The organism is Bacillus sp. FSL R5-0709 (assembly GCF_038004785.1).
Lineage (GTDB): Bacteria > Bacillota > Bacilli > Bacillales > Bacillaceae_G > Bacillus_A > Bacillus_A mycoides.
Map to the genome: position 1 here is coordinate 1,929,893 of NZ_JBBORT010000001.1, position 16,545 is coordinate 1,946,437.

Here is a 16,545-nt window from a genome sequence, read left to right on the forward strand (position 1 = left end):
TTAAATATTATTCTGAGAATCAGGTATTATTAAGTTGAATTGTAGAATTTAACTACTTATACCGTGACCCTAGAATGATAGGAAGATTGGAGAAGCAATTATTATAAAAGGTTACGGGGGAATTCCTATATGGAAAATAATATGACTTATATTAAGTTATTAAATGAAACGTTACATTGTTATGCAAATAAAGGAAGTTTTGAAGCGTATTCTTATATAATGAATAATGCTAAAGATGTAATGGGTAATGAAGCACAAATATATAATTTTAAATATGCATTAGCAAGTGCAGCAGGACTTGAAGAAGAAGCGTTGCATTTAATGAAGAAAGCAATTATAGAAAATGGATTTTGGTACGGAAGTGAGTATTTAATTTCCGATGATGATTTAAAACCACTACATAAATTTGAAGAGTTTCATAGAATGGTTCAATTATGTAAAGAAAGAGAAGAATTAGCAAAGAAATCGGAACAAGCAGACGTGAAATATAAATACAGCAAACAAACTGAAAATCTACTAATAACACTGCATGGGGATCAAGAAAATATACAAATAATAGAACCATATTGGAACTCTGTAATGGAACAAGGTTTTATGCTAGCATTGCCTCAATCTTCCCAAATTCAATTTTCAGATGGATATGTGTGGGATAATATCGAAAGAGGAAGAGATGAGTTAAAAGGACATTACAATAAGATTAAAGTGAATAAAACATTTGGGAATATTATTATTGGTGGCTTTTCTGCTGGGGCAAGAGTAGCGTTACATTCCATGTTACAAGGTGAAATAGAAGTGAACGGTTTTATTTTTGTGGCACCGTGGCTTCCGGAAATGGAAGAATGGGAAGAGATGATTGGAATATTGCATGATAAAAGCATAAAAGGATATATAATATGTGGGGATCAAGATGAAGATTGTTTTGAAGGTACACAGCAATTTGTAACGTTATTAAAGGATAAAAATATAGAACATAAGTATAAAGTTGTGCCTAACTTAAATCATGATTATCCTCATAATTTTGATGAGTTATTAAAAGAAGCTATTGAATATATAGGAAGCAAAAACAATTGATTGGTAGTAAGAAAAGGAGATGCATCATATGTGATGCATCTCCTTTTCGTTATTATAAATTAAAAGCATCTGCCAATAGGCGATAAGAGTTTAATTTATGTTCAAATTGATGAGTAATCGTGACAATCATAAATTCGTCAGTATTATACGCTTTGCTTAAGTTTAATATTTTTTCTTTCACAGAAGACGGATCACCGACAATCATACGTTGACGATTTTCTTTTATGCGGAATAGATCATAAGCACTATACGAATAATTTTGAGCAGTTTCAATAGAAGGAGTACCAGTAGTCCGTTTTCCTTGTTCTAATAGTAAAATCGATAAATCAAGGCTTGATGCAATCTTCTCCGCTTCTTCATTTGTTTCTCCGCAAATAACAAAAATAGATACGATTGATTTTGGTTTATCACCTAAATAGGAAGGTTGGAATTGTTCTTGGTAAGCCTTCATTACTTCAGGGCCACCGTATCCGTTAATGAACTGTGCAAATGCAAAAGAAGCGCCTTGCTTTGCGGCAATCATTGCACTTTCTCCGCTAGAACCGAGCATCCACATTTCAGGAGATGTTGGGATAACTGGAGTAGCCTTTAAGTTTGCATAATGATGGTTTTCTGGTACTTGATCATGTAAGTACATAGCAACATCTGCAATTTGTTCTGGATATTGATCAAGTGAGACCATTTTACCTTCTTGAAGTGCGCGAGTTGCTATCGGCATACCACCAGGCGCTCTCCCGACACCAAGGTCGATGCGGCCCTTATAAAGTGCTTCTAAAACGCGGAAATTCTCGGCAACTTTATATGGACTATAATGTGGCAGCATAACACCACCAGAACCAACTCTAATACGGTCAGTTTTCGCGGCAATATGTGAAATGAGTATTTCTGGACTTGAACCAGCTAAGCTAACTGAATTATGGTGCTCGGATACCCAAAAACGTGTGAATCCGAGTTTCTCAACTTCTTGTGCAAGCGTAACTGTATGCGAAATAGCTTGGGCTGCTGTGCTACCATCTGAAATAGGTGATTGGTCTAATACACTTAATTTGATCATAGAATATACCTCTCAATCTTAATGTACATCCTATTATATATTTACTTACGAAAAATGCGTAATGAAATGCTCAAAAGGAAAAGTGAATAATTTTTTATCCGCTTTTAATGAGAAAACCCTCGTTCATAATGATTCATTTCGACTAAGTTTAATATATATTCGTAGTTATCAATTTCTAAATGTATTTGCTTGCGTTCTTCTTCAGTTAGTTTAACGCTAGTGAGTTTTTTACATAACTGTTGTTTCTTTAATTCTAAATGTTTTTTTGTAGCCTGATAATCGTAAGTACGTTTCATGTGTATCCACCCTTTCCATACAGTTACTATCTGTATGTTTATCATATGAAGCATGTGGAAGGGGAGAGCTGCACCTTATGTATTTTTAGTGAATTTTCAAATTGTGGTGGTGTTATGTTTAAGTGAATTTATGAATAAAATGCACTAAACCACTAATTTGTATTTCATGAAGTAAGGGGTGGGATTGTGCAGAAAGATATAATGTTTAACAATGAGATGGATGAAACGTTAAAAGTTATAAATAAGGGATTGAAGAAGACGACACGTCCGAAACAAATCATTGTAGTAGGGGCTGGTATGGCTGGATTAGTTTCGGCATCTTTATTAAAAGCAGCAGGGCATGAAGTGAAGGTTTTTGAAGCGAACAACCGTGTAGGTGGCCGCATAGAGACAGTTAGGATGGAAGATACCGGATTATATTTAGATGTTGGAGCGATGAGAATTCCGTATTCGCATACATTAACGATGGCATATATAAGAAAGTTTGGGCTACAGGTGAGCCCTTTTATTAATAGGAATGAGACAGATATTATATACGTAAATGGTCGGAAAACGACATTAAAACAATACGAAAAAGATCCAAGTATTTTAAGATATCCTGTGGAAATGAATGAAGTTGGGAAAACGTCTGAGGAACTATTAATGTTAGCGGTACAGCCCATTATAAATTTTATAAAAAAGAACCCAGAGAAAAATTGGGATATTGTAGTAAAGGATTTTGGGAAATATTCTACAGGTCAATTTTTAAAATATCATCCTTATCAATATAATACGTATTTTTCGCCAGTAACGATTGAGATGATAGGTGTTCTATTAGATTTAGAAGGTTTTTTAGAAAGGTCATTCGTTGAGACGTTACGTTTTTTATATATTATGCAAGAGGAGAGCGGATTTTGCGAAATAATAGGTGGGAATGATAGATTACCAAAGTCTTTTTTACCACAATTAGAAGGAAATATTATATATAATCAAAAATTAATGAAGCTTCATCAACAAGCCAATAGTGTAACAGCCTATTACCGGAACGAGGAAACTTTTGAATATAGTAGTATTACAGGGGATTTAGTTATTGTTACAATTCCTTTTTCAACAATGCGATTTGTAGAAGTAGATCCATTTGATTCGATATCTCATGCGAAGTGGAAAACAATTCGCGAATTGCATTATATGCCAGCTACAAAAATAGGAATTCAATTTAAAAGTCGTTTTTGGGAGGAACAAGGGCAATTAGGTGGGAGAATTATAACAGATCTTCCTATACGTTATGCGTATTATCCAAGCCATGGAATCGGAGAGAAAGGGCCTGCTATGATGTTAGGAAGCTATACATGGTCTTATGATGCGTTGTTATGGGATGGGTTATCAAAGGGGGATCGTATCTATTATACACTACAAAATTTAGCAACAATATTAGGTGGTCAAGTATATGATGAGTTCATGTCTGGAATATCAAAGAGTTGGACATTAGATCCATATGCGCTTGGAGGGTTTGCGCTATTTCAAGCTGGCCAAGAATCAGAATTACAGCCAGTCATTGTAAAACCTGAGGGGAGAATATACTTTGCCGGAGATCATACAACGCTGTATCACGGATGGATTCAAGGTGCGATTGAATCTGGAGTTCGTGTAGCAATGGAAGTGAATGATTAAAAAGTTTAAAATTCAGAAATTTCTTTACTGTATAACTTGAGATGGATATTATTATATATAAAAGAATTATAGGGAGTGTTTACAGTGAATCCGTTATTATTCGATTTTCCTTCTGAATTTTATACTGACAGGCTTTTTATTCGAATGCCAAAACCAGGTGATGGTAAAGTTGTATATGACGCAATTCAAGCTTCAATACAAGAATTAAAACCTTGGATGGTCTTTGCACAAAAAGAGCAAACAGAGGAAGAAATAGAAGAGAGTATTAGAAAATCGCATATTCAATTTTTGCAGCGTGAGGATTTGAGATTACTAGTTTTTTCGAACGAAACAGGTGAATTTATTGCATCTGCCGGATTACATCGTATTAATTGGGATATACCTCAATTTGAAATCGGGTATTGGATTGATTCAAGGTTTAGTGGAAAGGGCTATATGGTAGAGGCTGCAAAGGGTATAACAGATTATGCTTTCACTGAATTGAAAGCAAACCGCGTAGAAATTCGTTGTGATTCTCTAAATAAGAAGAGTAGAGCGATACCAGAGAAATTAGGCTTTAAATTAGAGGGTACTTTAGAAAGCGCGAGTGTTGCGGTGGATGGAAATGGATTAAGGGATATGTGTGTATTTGCAATGACGAGAAATACATATGAAAAAGAAGAGCTGTAAAGAAACAGCTCTTCTTTTTGTTTATTATGGTACAGGATGTCCATTAGAGCTTTCGAAAATTGTAAACCATTGTTGGCGGTCTAAGTTAACTTTTGTAGCAAGAGCGGCTGTTTTCACACGATCTAATTTACCAGATCCAACGATTGGCATCATGTTAGCTGGATGAGCGAGTAACCATGCATACATAACAGTATCGATGCTAGTAACACCTAGTTCAGTAGCAACTTTTTGTAAAGTTTCACGTACACGTATGGCACGTTCTGATTGACCAGTAAAGATTTCACCACCAGCAAGAGGTGACCAAATCATTGGATTGATTCGTTTTTCTTGGCATAAATCAATCGTACCTTTTTCAAAATGCTCAAGCTGCATCGCAGATACTTCAATTTGATTTGTAATGAGCGGGAAATCTAAATACGAACTTAACATATTAAATTGTGAAGGTAAAAAGTTAGATACACCGAAGTGACGAACCTTTCCTTCTTGCTTTAAGCGTGAGAACGCTTCTGCCACTTCATTTGGGTCCGTGAATGGATCAGGACGATGAATGAGCAATACATCAATATAATCTGTATGTAAGTTTTGTAATGAATCCTCCGCGCTTTTTATTATATGTTCAGCACTCGTATTGTAGTGAGCAACATATCGCTCTGGAAATTTAGGGGATGGGGGAGCGATTCCACATTTAGTGATGATTTGCATATTTTCGCGTAAGGAAGGCTTGAGTTGTAACGCTTCTCCAAACAATCCTTCACATGTATATCCGCCATAAATATCAGCGTGATCGAAAGTAGTAATCCCCAAATCCATACAGTCTTCAATAAAAGAAAGTAACTCTTGCTTTGTCATATTCCATTCTGCTAAACGCCAGAACCCTTGAATAATACGAGAAAATTCTAGTGTTTCGGCCATTTGAACTCGTTCCATTATAAGTACCCCCCTTGATGAATGATAATATTTTTGAAAAGGCTTTCTTGCTACATATTATTATATAGTTACCCGGTTGTACATACAATAAATATGTTTTGCTACAAAAACGTTTTTCTCTATATGCTATAATGTAGAAACATATAGCTATAAGGAGATGTAAGGAATGATTCCAGTAACAATACTAACTGGTTTTCTTGGATCAGGGAAAACGACATTATTAAATCGAATTTTATCAGAGGATCACGGCAAGAAATTAGCAGTGATTGTAAATGAAATAGGGCAAATTGGTATCGATAATCAATTAATTATGAACGTTGAAGAAGAAATTATGGAAATGACAAACGGTTGTTTATGCTGTACTGTGCGTGAAGATTTACTTGTTGCTTTAAAACAATTACTGGATGTGAAAGCAGAAGGGAAAATGGACTTTGATGGATTAGTAATTGAAACAACAGGTCTTGCAAATCCAGGTCCGATTATTCAAACTTTCTTTTTAGATCCAGTTATTCAATCTGCATACCAAATTAACGGTGTTGTAACAGTTGTAGATAGCTATCATATACATAAACATTTTGAAAAGGGACTAGAAGCAAAAGAACAAATTGCCTTTGCTGATGTTGTGTTAGTAAATAAATTAGATTTAATTGAAGAAAATGAGAAAGAAAGTCTCGTACATGAACTGCAAGGAATTAATCCAACTGCAAAATTAATCGAGACGACTAACTGTGAGGTAGATATTCCATCGTTATTACAAATTCAAACGTTTAAAACGAAAGATACGCTGCAAATTTACCCTCATACAGAACATAACCATCTAGAAGGTGTAAAATCGTTTGTACTACGTGAAGAACGTCCGTTAGATTTACAAAAATTGAATGAATGGATGTCAGCTGTCGTTCAGGAACTAGGGGAGCATTTATATCGCTACAAAGGAATTTTATCTATTGATGGGGTAGATAAACGTATTGTTTTCCAAGGTGTGCATACGTTATTTGCTGCTTCGTATGATAGAGAGTGGCAAGAGGGCGAAGAGCGAGTAAGTGAAGTAGTTTTCATCGGAAGAGATATTAATAAAGAATGGTTCCAAGAACATTTTGAAGAATGTGTGAAATAAGTCTGCGTAAATCGCAGGCTTATTTTTTATGAGCATTTTAATGAGATAATACTAGATTACAAAAATGAAGTAATAAGGGAACGAAACTAAAAATAGAAAACATAACATTGATAAATGCATAATAAAAAGCCTGTTTTCACAGACTTGTATTTTCATCTATAAGTAATTCCATTACAACACCTACAACTGGACCTTCGTCATCAATATCCCCATTTAAACGGAAGCCAAATGACTCATATAGTCCCATTGCGTGTTTGTTGTCAGGATGTAAACTTAAATAAATTATTTTACATTCGAATTTTTGTTGCAAGAATTGAATTAGTAAGCGAAGGAAACGTTTTGCGTATCCTTTTCCTTGAAATTGTTGGTCAATCATAAAACGATCTAACCATACACTTTCATGTTTTTGGGAATACCAACCGTACATTGCGTATCCAACGAGTGTTTCTTTGTCATATAAGCCTACTGACGTTCCGTTTTCTTCATATAATGATTCCGCTAAAGAAAACGCATTGCTTTCAATAAACTGCTGCTGGTCTTTTGCGACGTTTAAAGCAGCAACTGAACGCCAATTTTTTGCTGTTACTTCACTAATGTGAAGAGTCATAATTCCAACTCACCTTCTAGATTAATATAGCTTAAAAGCTAATATGGATAATTTTACTTGTTATTTTGGTCAAGTCAAGGATAAATACATAAAAAGGCAGCTGAATGACATATTCAGCTGCCTAGAAAATATAGTTGATTAGTTTGTTGCTTCTTTTAAAGTATTTACGTTTTCTTCCATTAATGTGAAGTAATCTTTATTGTTCTTTGCATCATCCTCAGAAATAGTAGCAAGGTGATTTAAGCGTAAAATTTTTGTACCTGTTTCTTTTTGAATAACTGATGCTACTTTTGGAGTAGAGAATGTTTCAAATAAAATATATTGTAGACCGTGCTCTTTTACTGTTTTTGTAATGTCAGCAAGCTGTTTTTGAGATGGTTCATCAGATGCTGAAATTCCAGCGATTGGAATTTGTTTCAAACCGTATCGTTGTTCCCAGTAGCCGTAAGCTGCGTGTGAAACTAATATTTCTTTCGTTTTTGCATTTGCAACAACTGCTTTAAATTGATCATCTAAATCAGTGAATTTTGTTTGTAGTGCTGCAAAGTTTTTTTCGAACTCTTTTTTATGTTCAGGCTGTAATTCTACAAGTGCATTTTTAATTTTTTCTGCTTGTTTCATCGCAAGAGTAGGATCTATCCAAACGTGTGGGTCTTTATCGTGATGATGTTCATCTTCTTTATGACCGTCTCCATGATCGTGCTGCTCTTCTTCAGATGAAGCACGAAGTTCGATATCTTTAGATGCATTTACAATTTTTACGTTTTCTTTTTTTAATGATTTTTCCATTTTTTCGGCAAATGGTTCTAATTCTGCGCCGTTATAAACAAATAAATCGGCTTTCGCCACTTGTACAGTCTGCTTTTGACTTGGTTCAAATGTATGAGAATCCGCACCAGGTGGGTAAATTGTTTCTACATTTACATAATCACCACCGATTTTTTTTGCAAAGTCAGCGAGTGGGAAAATGGTTGTATAAACAGAAAGTTTCCCATCTTTTTTCGCTGCACCTTCTTTGTTGTTAGAACATCCAGCAAAGATGAGTGTGAAAATAAGTATAAATGAAAATAGAGCTAATTTTTTAGGCATATAATTCTCCTCTTTTCTTTTTTACAATTATATTTTCTCCAAATATAAGAAGAAAATATCGTTTTAATACAAAACGGAATAATTACGTTTTAGTTTGCGAACCTAGTATAATACATCTTTATGAAAGTTGCAATAAATAATAATCATTACGATTTGATTTTGTAATAAATCTGTCAAAAAGAAAGGTATTAATTTTTATGATTGGTGCATATGTGACAATGTTACTTTCATATATTGGGAGGGAGCAGAAAAAAGGGGATGAGCGCTTGGGTTACTTCATGGAAGCTATCTTATTAATACTTGCGGTTGTTTTGCCATTATCTTTTGTTTTAATTTTTTTAAGAAGACTAATAAGTAATTTAGGGGATGCTACAACAATTACAAAATTGCCAGCAGAAGAAAAAGAAGAGAAAAAAGAGTAAGTAAAGCACTATGCATACGCATAGTGCTTTACTTATGGTAAAATGGGAGAACGGAAACTCCTGTTAGCGACGATTAGCTATAGGAGAGAATAGTAAATAAAGAGGTATACACATATATGAATAAGCGAACAGCGTTAGTACTTGGCGCAAGTGGGTTAGTTGGACAAGAAATAACGCGACTATTACTTGACTCAGATTACTACGATTCGGTTACTATTTTTGTAAGGGAACCATTACAATTACAGCATGAGAAATTGCAACAGAAACAGGTGGATTTTTCAGTATTAGAGGAATACAAAGAATTTTTTGCAGTAGATGATGTTTTTAGTTGCTTAGGAACAACGATAAAAAAAGCGAAGTCGAAGTCGAATTTTAAAAAAGTAGATTATGAATATACATTACGAGCTGCCTGCTTAGCTGAAAAACAAGGCGTGCAAAATTTTCTTGTTATTTCATCAATGGGAGCAAAACCTAAATCATTTTTCTTTTACTCGCAAGTGAAGGGGAAAATGGAAGAGGAGCTGAAAAAGCTAGTTATTGGTGGCATACATATTTTCAGGCCGTCATTATTAGTTGGAAATCGACAAGAATATCGTTTTGGGGAAAGAATGGCTGAGAAATTATCTCGTATTCTTCCGTTTATATTTAAAGGGGCTTTTAAAAAGTATAAACCAATTTCAGCTAAAGATGTGGCGAAAGGAATGTATATAACAGCGCTACGTGAAGAATCTGGTATTCATATTTATAATTCAAATGAAATTACAACGATAGAATAAATAAAACCGAGAAGAATGACTTTTACTGAAAGACAAAGGAAATAGAGTTTTAGGCTTGGATTAACAGTAAATACACGTTGTTTAACACTTATACTAAAATGAAAGAGGAGTGGGGAATCCACTCCTTTTATCACGACAATTTTATTCCACTTTTATCCCTCATACGTCTCAAATAACCTTTTCAAATACGCCTGATTTCCTTTCGTGATATACTGCTCAGTTTCTATTAAACGCGTTGCTAATTCGGACTTCGTTAGACGCATATACTGTCTGTAAACATTCTTTAAATTCCTGTCAGACTTTAATTGTTCAAACTCGTGAAAAGCATGTTTTTCATTTTGTCGATAGGGAAGGTGCTTTTCGATCTCTTTTTGTTTTTTCTTATAACTCTTACTCTTTTCTTTATAATACGCATAGATTTTTTCATGATTTCTTATAGTATTAAAATGAATCCCTTGGCCTTGTTCATCGAGTTCTTTTGTCTTTTTAGATACATTGTGCAAGGTAACTTCTTTGCCCTCCGCAAGAAGGGCGTCTATTGCTTTTTTACCTAGTTCGAAGGAGGTAATCCTTCGTTTTTCGTAATCACACTCTAAACCATTTTTATGGTTTTTTTTATTTTCATTACTTCCAAATTAAAACCTTTTTCCCCGTAAAATCCCTTCGTTTTTTCTGCCCATTCTAGATAGTTTAGTAATTCATGCTTTTGTTCTGGTTCGGGTATTTTAGTGCTACGGGTAAAGAAGGCTTGGATTCCACAGTAGTTATTGTTAGTTTAATTGCAGGGGTTTTAGGAATTGCAGCTTTTGTCATTCGTCAAAACTTCTTAGAAAAACCAATTTTAAACTTTAAGATCTTCCTAAACCCTAAATATACATTATCTATTTTCGTGCTAATTACAACTATCTTTGCAATGTATTCGGTGATGATTTCTGTACCGTTATTTTTGCAGAACATTCAAGGCATGACAGCATTAAAATCAGGATTAATTATGCTTCCAGGTGCGATGATTATGGGATTATTAGCACCAATTAACGGTAAGTTATTTGATTGTTTTGGAATTCGTCCACTTATCCTAATCGGTTTTCCTTTAATGATTGTGGCATCTGTAATTTTAGGGAATCTATGACTAGAAACCGCTTCGTGGGTTATTTGTTTAACGTATGCTATTCGTTTAATTGGCGTGGGGATGGTTCAAATGTCTCTTCAAACAAATGCACTCAATGCATTAAAGCAAGAAGAAGTATCATATGGTACTGCGATGAACAGTACGTTAGGGCAAACAGTTGGAGCAATAACTTCAAGTCTTATTGTCACGTTGATATCGAATCGTACACAGTTTCATGGTACAGAAATGTTAAAAGAACATAAATCTGAGATGATCGGAATGTCAGCTGATGCGATTCAAAAGCTGAAAAAAACAATTTCAATAGATGCCTTTATTGCTGGGAACAATGACACTTTCTTATAATCAATTGTGGTTGCGGTAATTGGTTTAGGATTGGGATTATGCTTAAAAAGCAAAAAAAGATGGGGGTTTCTAAATAAAATTTGAACTTTAAGATTAGGTTAGATTAGAAATGGATAATTGGTCCTTTGATCTAAAATGTTTTTTTGGGAGAAAATTAATGATATTTTATTATTAGTAAAGTTCTTTCTCTAATATGGTTGTAAAACGTAGATAAAGTATGTTTAATCAATATTTGGAATGAAAACTCTAGATTTTCTATGTAACATAGAAAATTTAGAGTTTTTTATTACCTATAATTAGATAAGTCTTATCGTTTTTGCACCAGAACCGATACCCCTACATTTATCTGCCTCTTTGGTAAGGCATCGAATAATCCTTACTTATACCATCGCGATTTCTGATAACTTACATGTAGAGGTATTACTCAATATAACAAAAATGTAATGTTAATGAAATGTAATTCCATCGATACTATAAATGAAATTATATAAAATGAATTACATAAATGAATGAGAGTTAAAGAATTTTTATAATGAAAAAGGAGAAGTATTAATGCGAAATATATTAAATGTAGAAAAAATTGAAAAATATTATGGTAATAAAGATAATGTAACAAAGGCTATAGATAATATTAGTTTTAAGGTAGATGAGGGAGAATTTGTTGGGATAATGGGGCCTTCAGGAAGTGGTAAAACTACATTACTTAACTGTATATCAACTATTGATAATGTTACTACGGGAAAAATAATGATAAATAATAGTGACATTACTCGGTTAAAATCAAAGTCACTAGATAAGTTTAGAAAAAATGAATTAGGGTTTATATTTCAGGACTTTAATTTATTAGATACCCTTACTGCTTATGAAAATATTGCCCTAGCGTTAACAATAAAAGGTGAGAAAAGTTCAAAAATTGATGGGAAAATACAAGCAGTTGCAAAATATTTAGACATTGAACAAGTATTAAGCAAATACCCTTATCAAATGTCAGGCGGACAAAAACAAAGGGTTGGTTCGGCAAGAGCTATCGTAACAGATCCATCTTTAGTACTTGCAGATGAACCAACAGGATCGTTAGATTCTAAATCAGCTAGATTATTACTCGAAAGATTTGAAAGTCTAAATAAGGATTTAAAAGCTACAATACTTATGGTTACTCATGATGCATTTACAGCAAGCTATGCTCGTAGAATTCTTTTTATTAAAGATGGAAAAATATTTATCGAGTTGGTAAGAGGGAATGATTCCAGAAAAGAATTCTTTACTAAAATTATCGAAGTTATAACCCTTCTTGGAGGTGACGATAATAATGTACTCTAAGATTGCTATTGGGAATGTAAAGAAAAGTTTTAAAGATTATGCAATATATTTCTTAACACTAACACTGGCTGTTTGTATATTTTATAGCTTTAACTCAATAGAATCACAAAAGGCACTTATGGAAATTAACGCTTCAGATAGAAAGTATGTGCCTACAGTAATGAACGCTATCTCAAATGTGTCAGTATTTGTATCCGTAATATTAGGTGGTTTAATATTGTATGCAAATAATTTCTTAATTAAAAAACGTAAAAAAGAATTAGGAATATACATGACTTTAGGTATGGGAAGAAGAAACATATCCAGAATATTAGTAACAGAGACATTTCTAGTTGGCGTTATATCTTTAGTGAGTGGACTTATAATAGGTATTGGAGTATCGCAGGGGTTATCTACATTTGCATTAAAGCTATTTGACTTGCCCATCAATAAATATAAATTTGCAATTTCAACAGGTGCTATAGGTAAAAGCGTATTATACTTTGGAATCATGTTTTTACTTGTTATGTTATTTAATGTATATGTTGTTTCTAAATACAAAATAATTGATTTGTTAACAGCAGGTAGAAAAAGCGAAGATGTAAAATTTAGAAATCCTCTTATCTATGTAATCACATTTATTATGTGTGTAGCATCACTTGGATATGCATATGTGACTGTACTAAAAATCGGATTGAATTTTACTAATCCTATGCTCGTGGTATCAATCATTCTTGGCATATTAGGTACATTGCTGTTTTTCTTTAGTTTATCTGGATTTATATTATATGTTGTAAAGAAGAATAAAAAAGTCTATTTTAAAGGTTTAAATATATTTATCATCAAACAAATAAATAGTAAGGTTAATACAAATTTTATATCCATGTCTGTAATCTGTTTAATGTTATTCCTTACAATGGTGGCTTTATCTACAGGAATCAGCTTTAACAGAATGATGGACGCCACAACGAAAGAAATAACACCATTTGATGCCAGTATTACGTTGGAGAATAAGGATGAAAGTTACACTATAGAAGAAGTATTAAATAAAGCTAATTTTAAAATAAGTAATAACGAAAAATATGTATCTTATAATGTATATCGAACAGGGATGGAAGTGGTGGACTTTGTACCAGAAGGTAAAGATTATAATAACGATATAGATTTCATTAAAGTATCTGATTATAATAAAATTTTAAATCTTAAAGGTGAAAAGGAAATCACTTTAAATAACAATGAAATTTTACTTTTATCAAATGAAAGCCGGTTGGCTAATTCGACAAATGAAAGATTAAAAAATAGCAATAAGGTGAATATTAAAGAAAAAGAATATTTGGTAAAAAACGCTAAAGTTATACAAGAGAATCTTTACACTTATGATGTGCGAACTAATTACTTCACAATCGTTATAAATGATGAGTTTTTATCAGGCTACAAAATTACTGAATCCGTACTTAATGTAAATTATTTAGATGGAAATAGAGAAGAATATAATAAAAAATATGATAACGTTGCACGGGGCTTTTATGACGAAAATGGCCCGAAATTAAATATTAATCGTATAGCAGGCAAATCAAAGGATGAAGTTTGTGCAGGAAGTAAGGGATTGAAAACTATCGTACTGTTTATTGGGATATATATAGGTATTGTATTTTTAATAACGAGTATGGCTGTATTAGCTCTTCAACAATTATCAGAAGCCAGTGATAGCATAGATCGATATAAATCTTTGAAGAGAATTGGTTCAAACGGAACAATGATCGACAAAACGATTTTCATTCAAACTTTCGTATACTTTAGTCTTCCAGTTTTTCTTGCCATAATTCATTCTATAGTTGGAATTTATGTAGTCAATTATTATATTAACAGATTTCAACAAACAGACATTATTTTACCAGCATTGATGACGGGCTTAGTATTTCTTGTAGTTTATGTAGTATATTTCTACACGACATATGTCGGTTATAAAAATATTGTAAAAAGTAATACTTGATTTTATAATGCTTATTAGGGCTATTACACTTTGTTTCTCAAGATGTAATAGCCTTATATTCTGTATAGGGAGGGAAAAGTCATGAAAAAAATCATTCTGATTGAAGATGATGAAATCATCAGAGAAGAATTACAACATTTTTTTATAAAGTATGGATATGAAGTAAAGGCTCCCACAGATTTTAATCATATTATCAAACATATAGAAAGTGAGAATGTAGACCTTATATTACTAGACATAAACCTTCCTGTGTTCGATGGCTATTATATATGCAGAGAAATACGTAAAACTTCAGATGTTCCAATCATCATGGTTACAAGCAGAGATAGTGATGTAGATGAACTAATAAGTATGAATTTAGGAGCAGATGATTTTATAACAAAGCCTTATAATACAGAAATACTATTAGCAAGAGTAACAAACATTTTAAGAAGGACATCTGGAGATTTAAAGACGAATCATATCTTAATTTATAGAGATTTTAATTTAAATCTCTCAAATGCAACAGTTACTTATCAAGACAAGTCTGTAGAGTTAACTAAAAATGAAGTTAAAATACTCTCATGCTTAATAAATAATCGCGGATATATTGTAAAAAGAGATTCACTCATAGAAACCTTATGGAAATCTGATTATTTTGTGGATGATAGCACCTTAACTGTTAATATAAATAGATTAAGAAAAAAGCTTGAAGAGATAGGTATAGAAAATCCAATTGCAACAAGAAGAAGCTTAGGGTATATAATGCCATGAATATAGGTGAATTTATTAAAGATAAAATGGTAGTAATACTATCTAATGTACTGGTATTTATTATACTAGCAGGTATATTGCTGACTGTGAATGTTCAGTTCATTATAATATTCTTTGTCTTTTGTATTTGGTTTTTTCCATTGATTATATATATGGCTATAGAATTTATAAAATGTAAAAATTATTATAATGAGATTAATGGCATATTAGAAAACTTGGAGAAAAAATACCTACTTCCAGAGGTAGTAAAGGAATCAAACTTTATACATGGGGAAAAGCTTAACGCTATACTGAAAGAAGTAAGTAGAGATATGCATGAAAATGTAAAATATTATAGCGATATGCAATCGGATTATAGGGAATATATAGAAACATGGGTACATGAAATTAAGACGCCGATAGCTTCTACAAAGCTAATAATTGAAAATAATCAAAATGAAGTAACTAATAAAATAGACTCACAATTGGATCGAATCGAAGGGTTTGTAGAACAGGTGCTGTATTATTCTCGAAGCAATAATGTCGGTAAGGACTATATTATAAAACCAATCAACCTTGATGATGTAGTAAGAACTGTAATTAAAAGAAATTATAGAGATTTTATTCATAAGAGAATAAAATTAGATATGAAAAATATTAATGAAATCGTATATAGTGATAAAAAATGGGTTGAATTTATTGTTCATCAAATATTAGGAAATTCCATAAAGTACTCAAATAACAAGGAACAAATGATACGTATATACTCAATTAAGAAAGCTAACTCAGTAATACTAACTATAGAGGATAATGGAGTAGGGATAATAACTAAAGATATAAATAGAGTTTTTGAAAAAGGATTTACTGGAGAGAATGGAAGGAGATTTAGCAAAAGTACAGGAATGGGTTTGTACCTATGCGAAAAACTGTGCTCAAAATTAGGAATGAAAATTGGCATTGAATCTGAAGTGAATAAAGGAACTAGAGTTACATTAATATTTCCGTTGTCAGGTATGGTAACTTTTGAGCCTTGTTTATAAAAGAGATGCTGCCATCTTTCCACGAATTTAGTATGAAACTTATAAATAAATTTAAAACGGTATGAAAAGAGTAGAAATTCTCTTCATACCGTTTGTATTATTTAGCCATTTAACATATTGGTATATTTAATTGTGAATCGGATGGATGTTAATCTGGATTAGTCATTACTATTTTTGATGTCCACTAATACTTAACGTAAGATTTGGTTCGGTTGCTACACAGACCTCGTAAGCGAGAAATTGTACACTATATAAAACAGTAAAATAAATATCCGATCCCTTAGCGTACAAGGAATTGGATATTTTGTGTCTAAATTGTGTCCAAATGTATA

18 protein-coding genes are annotated in these 16,545 nt (G+C 32.7%); 12 read left to right on the forward strand and 6 right to left on the reverse strand.

The genetic code is table 11. The features are described 5' to 3' along the window. Window positions 1–129 precede the first annotated feature (129 nt). Window positions 130–1,071, forward strand: a complete 942-nt coding sequence (locus tag MKX37_RS09895) for an alpha/beta hydrolase (RefSeq protein ID WP_002031449.1) — start codon at window positions 130–132, stop codon at window positions 1,069–1,071. A gap of 52 nt (window positions 1,072–1,123) precedes the next feature. Here the strand turns inward: MKX37_RS09895 and MKX37_RS09900 are convergent, their stop codons facing one another. Then, window positions 1,124–2,125 carry an LLM class flavin-dependent oxidoreductase gene (locus MKX37_RS09900; protein ID WP_002012419.1) on the reverse strand — a complete coding sequence of 334 codons (1,002 nt, stop codon included), beginning with the start codon at window positions 2,123–2,125 and terminating at the stop codon, window positions 1,124–1,126. Window positions 2,126–2,229: 104 nt separating this feature from the next. After that, window positions 2,230–2,421, reverse strand: a complete 192-nt coding sequence (locus MKX37_RS09905) for a DUF3896 family protein (protein WP_002012420.1) — start codon at window positions 2,419–2,421, stop codon at window positions 2,230–2,232. A 186-nt stretch (window positions 2,422–2,607) separates the two neighbouring features. Here MKX37_RS09905 and MKX37_RS09910 point away from each other — a divergent pair, with 186 nt between their 5' ends. Then, window positions 2,608–4,071: a flavin monoamine oxidase family protein gene (locus MKX37_RS09910; RefSeq protein ID WP_002126981.1), complete on the forward strand. Its 1,464-nt coding sequence runs from the start codon at window positions 2,608–2,610 to the stop codon at window positions 4,069–4,071. An 84-nt stretch (window positions 4,072–4,155) separates the two neighbouring features. Continuing rightward, window positions 4,156–4,740, forward strand: a complete 585-nt coding sequence (locus MKX37_RS09915; RefSeq protein WP_002126982.1) for a GNAT family N-acetyltransferase — start codon at window positions 4,156–4,158, stop codon at window positions 4,738–4,740. Between the two features lie 24 nt (window positions 4,741–4,764). Here the strand turns inward: MKX37_RS09915 and MKX37_RS09920 are convergent, their stop codons facing one another. Continuing rightward, window positions 4,765–5,667, reverse strand: a complete 903-nt coding sequence (locus MKX37_RS09920; protein ID WP_002064972.1) for an aldo/keto reductase — start codon at window positions 5,665–5,667, stop codon at window positions 4,765–4,767. 166 nt (window positions 5,668–5,833) lie between these two features. On the opposite strand from MKX37_RS09920, the gene MKX37_RS09925 reads away from it, so the two are divergent. Further along, the gene (locus tag MKX37_RS09925) at window positions 5,834–6,784 is read left to right on the forward strand and encodes a CobW family GTP-binding protein (protein WP_033730282.1); all 951 of its coding nucleotides are present in this window, start codon (window positions 5,834–5,836) and stop codon (window positions 6,782–6,784) included. A 136-nt stretch (window positions 6,785–6,920) separates the two neighbouring features. On the opposite strand, the gene MKX37_RS09930 is transcribed toward MKX37_RS09925, so the two are convergent. Together MKX37_RS09930 and MKX37_RS09935 are read right to left on the reverse strand one after the other, a co-directional pair. Beyond that, a complete protein-coding gene (locus MKX37_RS09930; RefSeq protein WP_078422278.1) occupies window positions 6,921–7,391 on the reverse strand; it encodes a GNAT family N-acetyltransferase in 471 nt (156 codons plus the stop codon). A 138-nt stretch (window positions 7,392–7,529) separates the two neighbouring features. Then, window positions 7,530–8,480, reverse strand: coding sequence for a metal ABC transporter substrate-binding protein (locus MKX37_RS09935; RefSeq protein ID WP_002126988.1), 951 nt, complete (start codon window positions 8,478–8,480; stop codon window positions 7,530–7,532). Between the two features lie 197 nt (window positions 8,481–8,677). On the opposite strand from MKX37_RS09935, the gene MKX37_RS09940 reads away from it, so the two are divergent. Both MKX37_RS09940 and MKX37_RS09945 read left to right on the forward strand, forming a co-directional pair. Beyond that, entirely contained in the window at window positions 8,678–8,902 is a 225-nt protein-coding gene (locus tag MKX37_RS09940) for a hypothetical protein (protein WP_002012427.1), read from the forward strand. A 116-nt stretch (window positions 8,903–9,018) separates the two neighbouring features. Beyond that, window positions 9,019–9,678, forward strand: a complete 660-nt coding sequence (locus tag MKX37_RS09945) for an oxidoreductase (protein WP_003188777.1) — start codon at window positions 9,019–9,021, stop codon at window positions 9,676–9,678. A gap of 152 nt (window positions 9,679–9,830) precedes the next feature. Here MKX37_RS09945 and MKX37_RS09950 read toward each other — a convergent pair whose 3' ends face one another. Next, the gene (locus MKX37_RS09950; RefSeq protein ID WP_003188779.1) at window positions 9,831–10,181 is read right to left on the reverse strand and encodes a hypothetical protein; all 351 of its coding nucleotides are present in this window, start codon (window positions 10,179–10,181) and stop codon (window positions 9,831–9,833) included. A gap of 245 nt (window positions 10,182–10,426) precedes the next feature. Here MKX37_RS09950 and MKX37_RS09955 point away from each other — a divergent pair, with 245 nt between their 5' ends. The 6 genes from MKX37_RS09955 to MKX37_RS09980 all read left to right on the forward strand — a co-directional run bounded on the left by MKX37_RS09955 (window position 10,427) and on the right by MKX37_RS09980 (window position 16,213). Next, window positions 10,427–10,807 carry an MFS transporter gene (locus tag MKX37_RS09955; protein WP_003188781.1) on the forward strand — a complete coding sequence of 127 codons (381 nt, stop codon included), beginning with the start codon at window positions 10,427–10,429 and terminating at the stop codon, window positions 10,805–10,807. A 69-nt stretch (window positions 10,808–10,876) separates the two neighbouring features. Next, window positions 10,877–11,149, forward strand: coding sequence for a hypothetical protein (locus tag MKX37_RS09960; RefSeq protein ID WP_016126793.1), 273 nt, complete (start codon window positions 10,877–10,879; stop codon window positions 11,147–11,149). 552 nt (window positions 11,150–11,701) lie between these two features. After that, a complete protein-coding gene (locus MKX37_RS09965) occupies window positions 11,702–12,469 on the forward strand; it encodes an ABC transporter ATP-binding protein (RefSeq protein ID WP_001244390.1) in 768 nt (255 codons plus the stop codon). Next, window positions 12,459–14,441, forward strand: coding sequence for an FtsX-like permease family protein (locus MKX37_RS09970; RefSeq protein WP_033730279.1), 1,983 nt, complete (start codon window positions 12,459–12,461; stop codon window positions 14,439–14,441). Before MKX37_RS09965 ends, MKX37_RS09970 begins: the two co-directional genes overlap by 11 nt. Before the next feature lie 81 nt (window positions 14,442–14,522). Further along, the gene (locus MKX37_RS09975; protein WP_000720526.1) at window positions 14,523–15,194 is read left to right on the forward strand and encodes a response regulator transcription factor; all 672 of its coding nucleotides are present in this window, start codon (window positions 14,523–14,525) and stop codon (window positions 15,192–15,194) included. Beyond that, window positions 15,191–16,213 (forward strand): sensor histidine kinase, encoded by a 1,023-nt coding sequence (locus MKX37_RS09980; protein ID WP_078422360.1) that lies wholly within the window; start codon window positions 15,191–15,193, stop codon window positions 16,211–16,213. The genes MKX37_RS09975 and MKX37_RS09980 overlap by 4 nt, the downstream gene beginning before the upstream one ends. The last annotated feature ends 332 nt before the right edge of the window (window positions 16,214–16,545 follow it).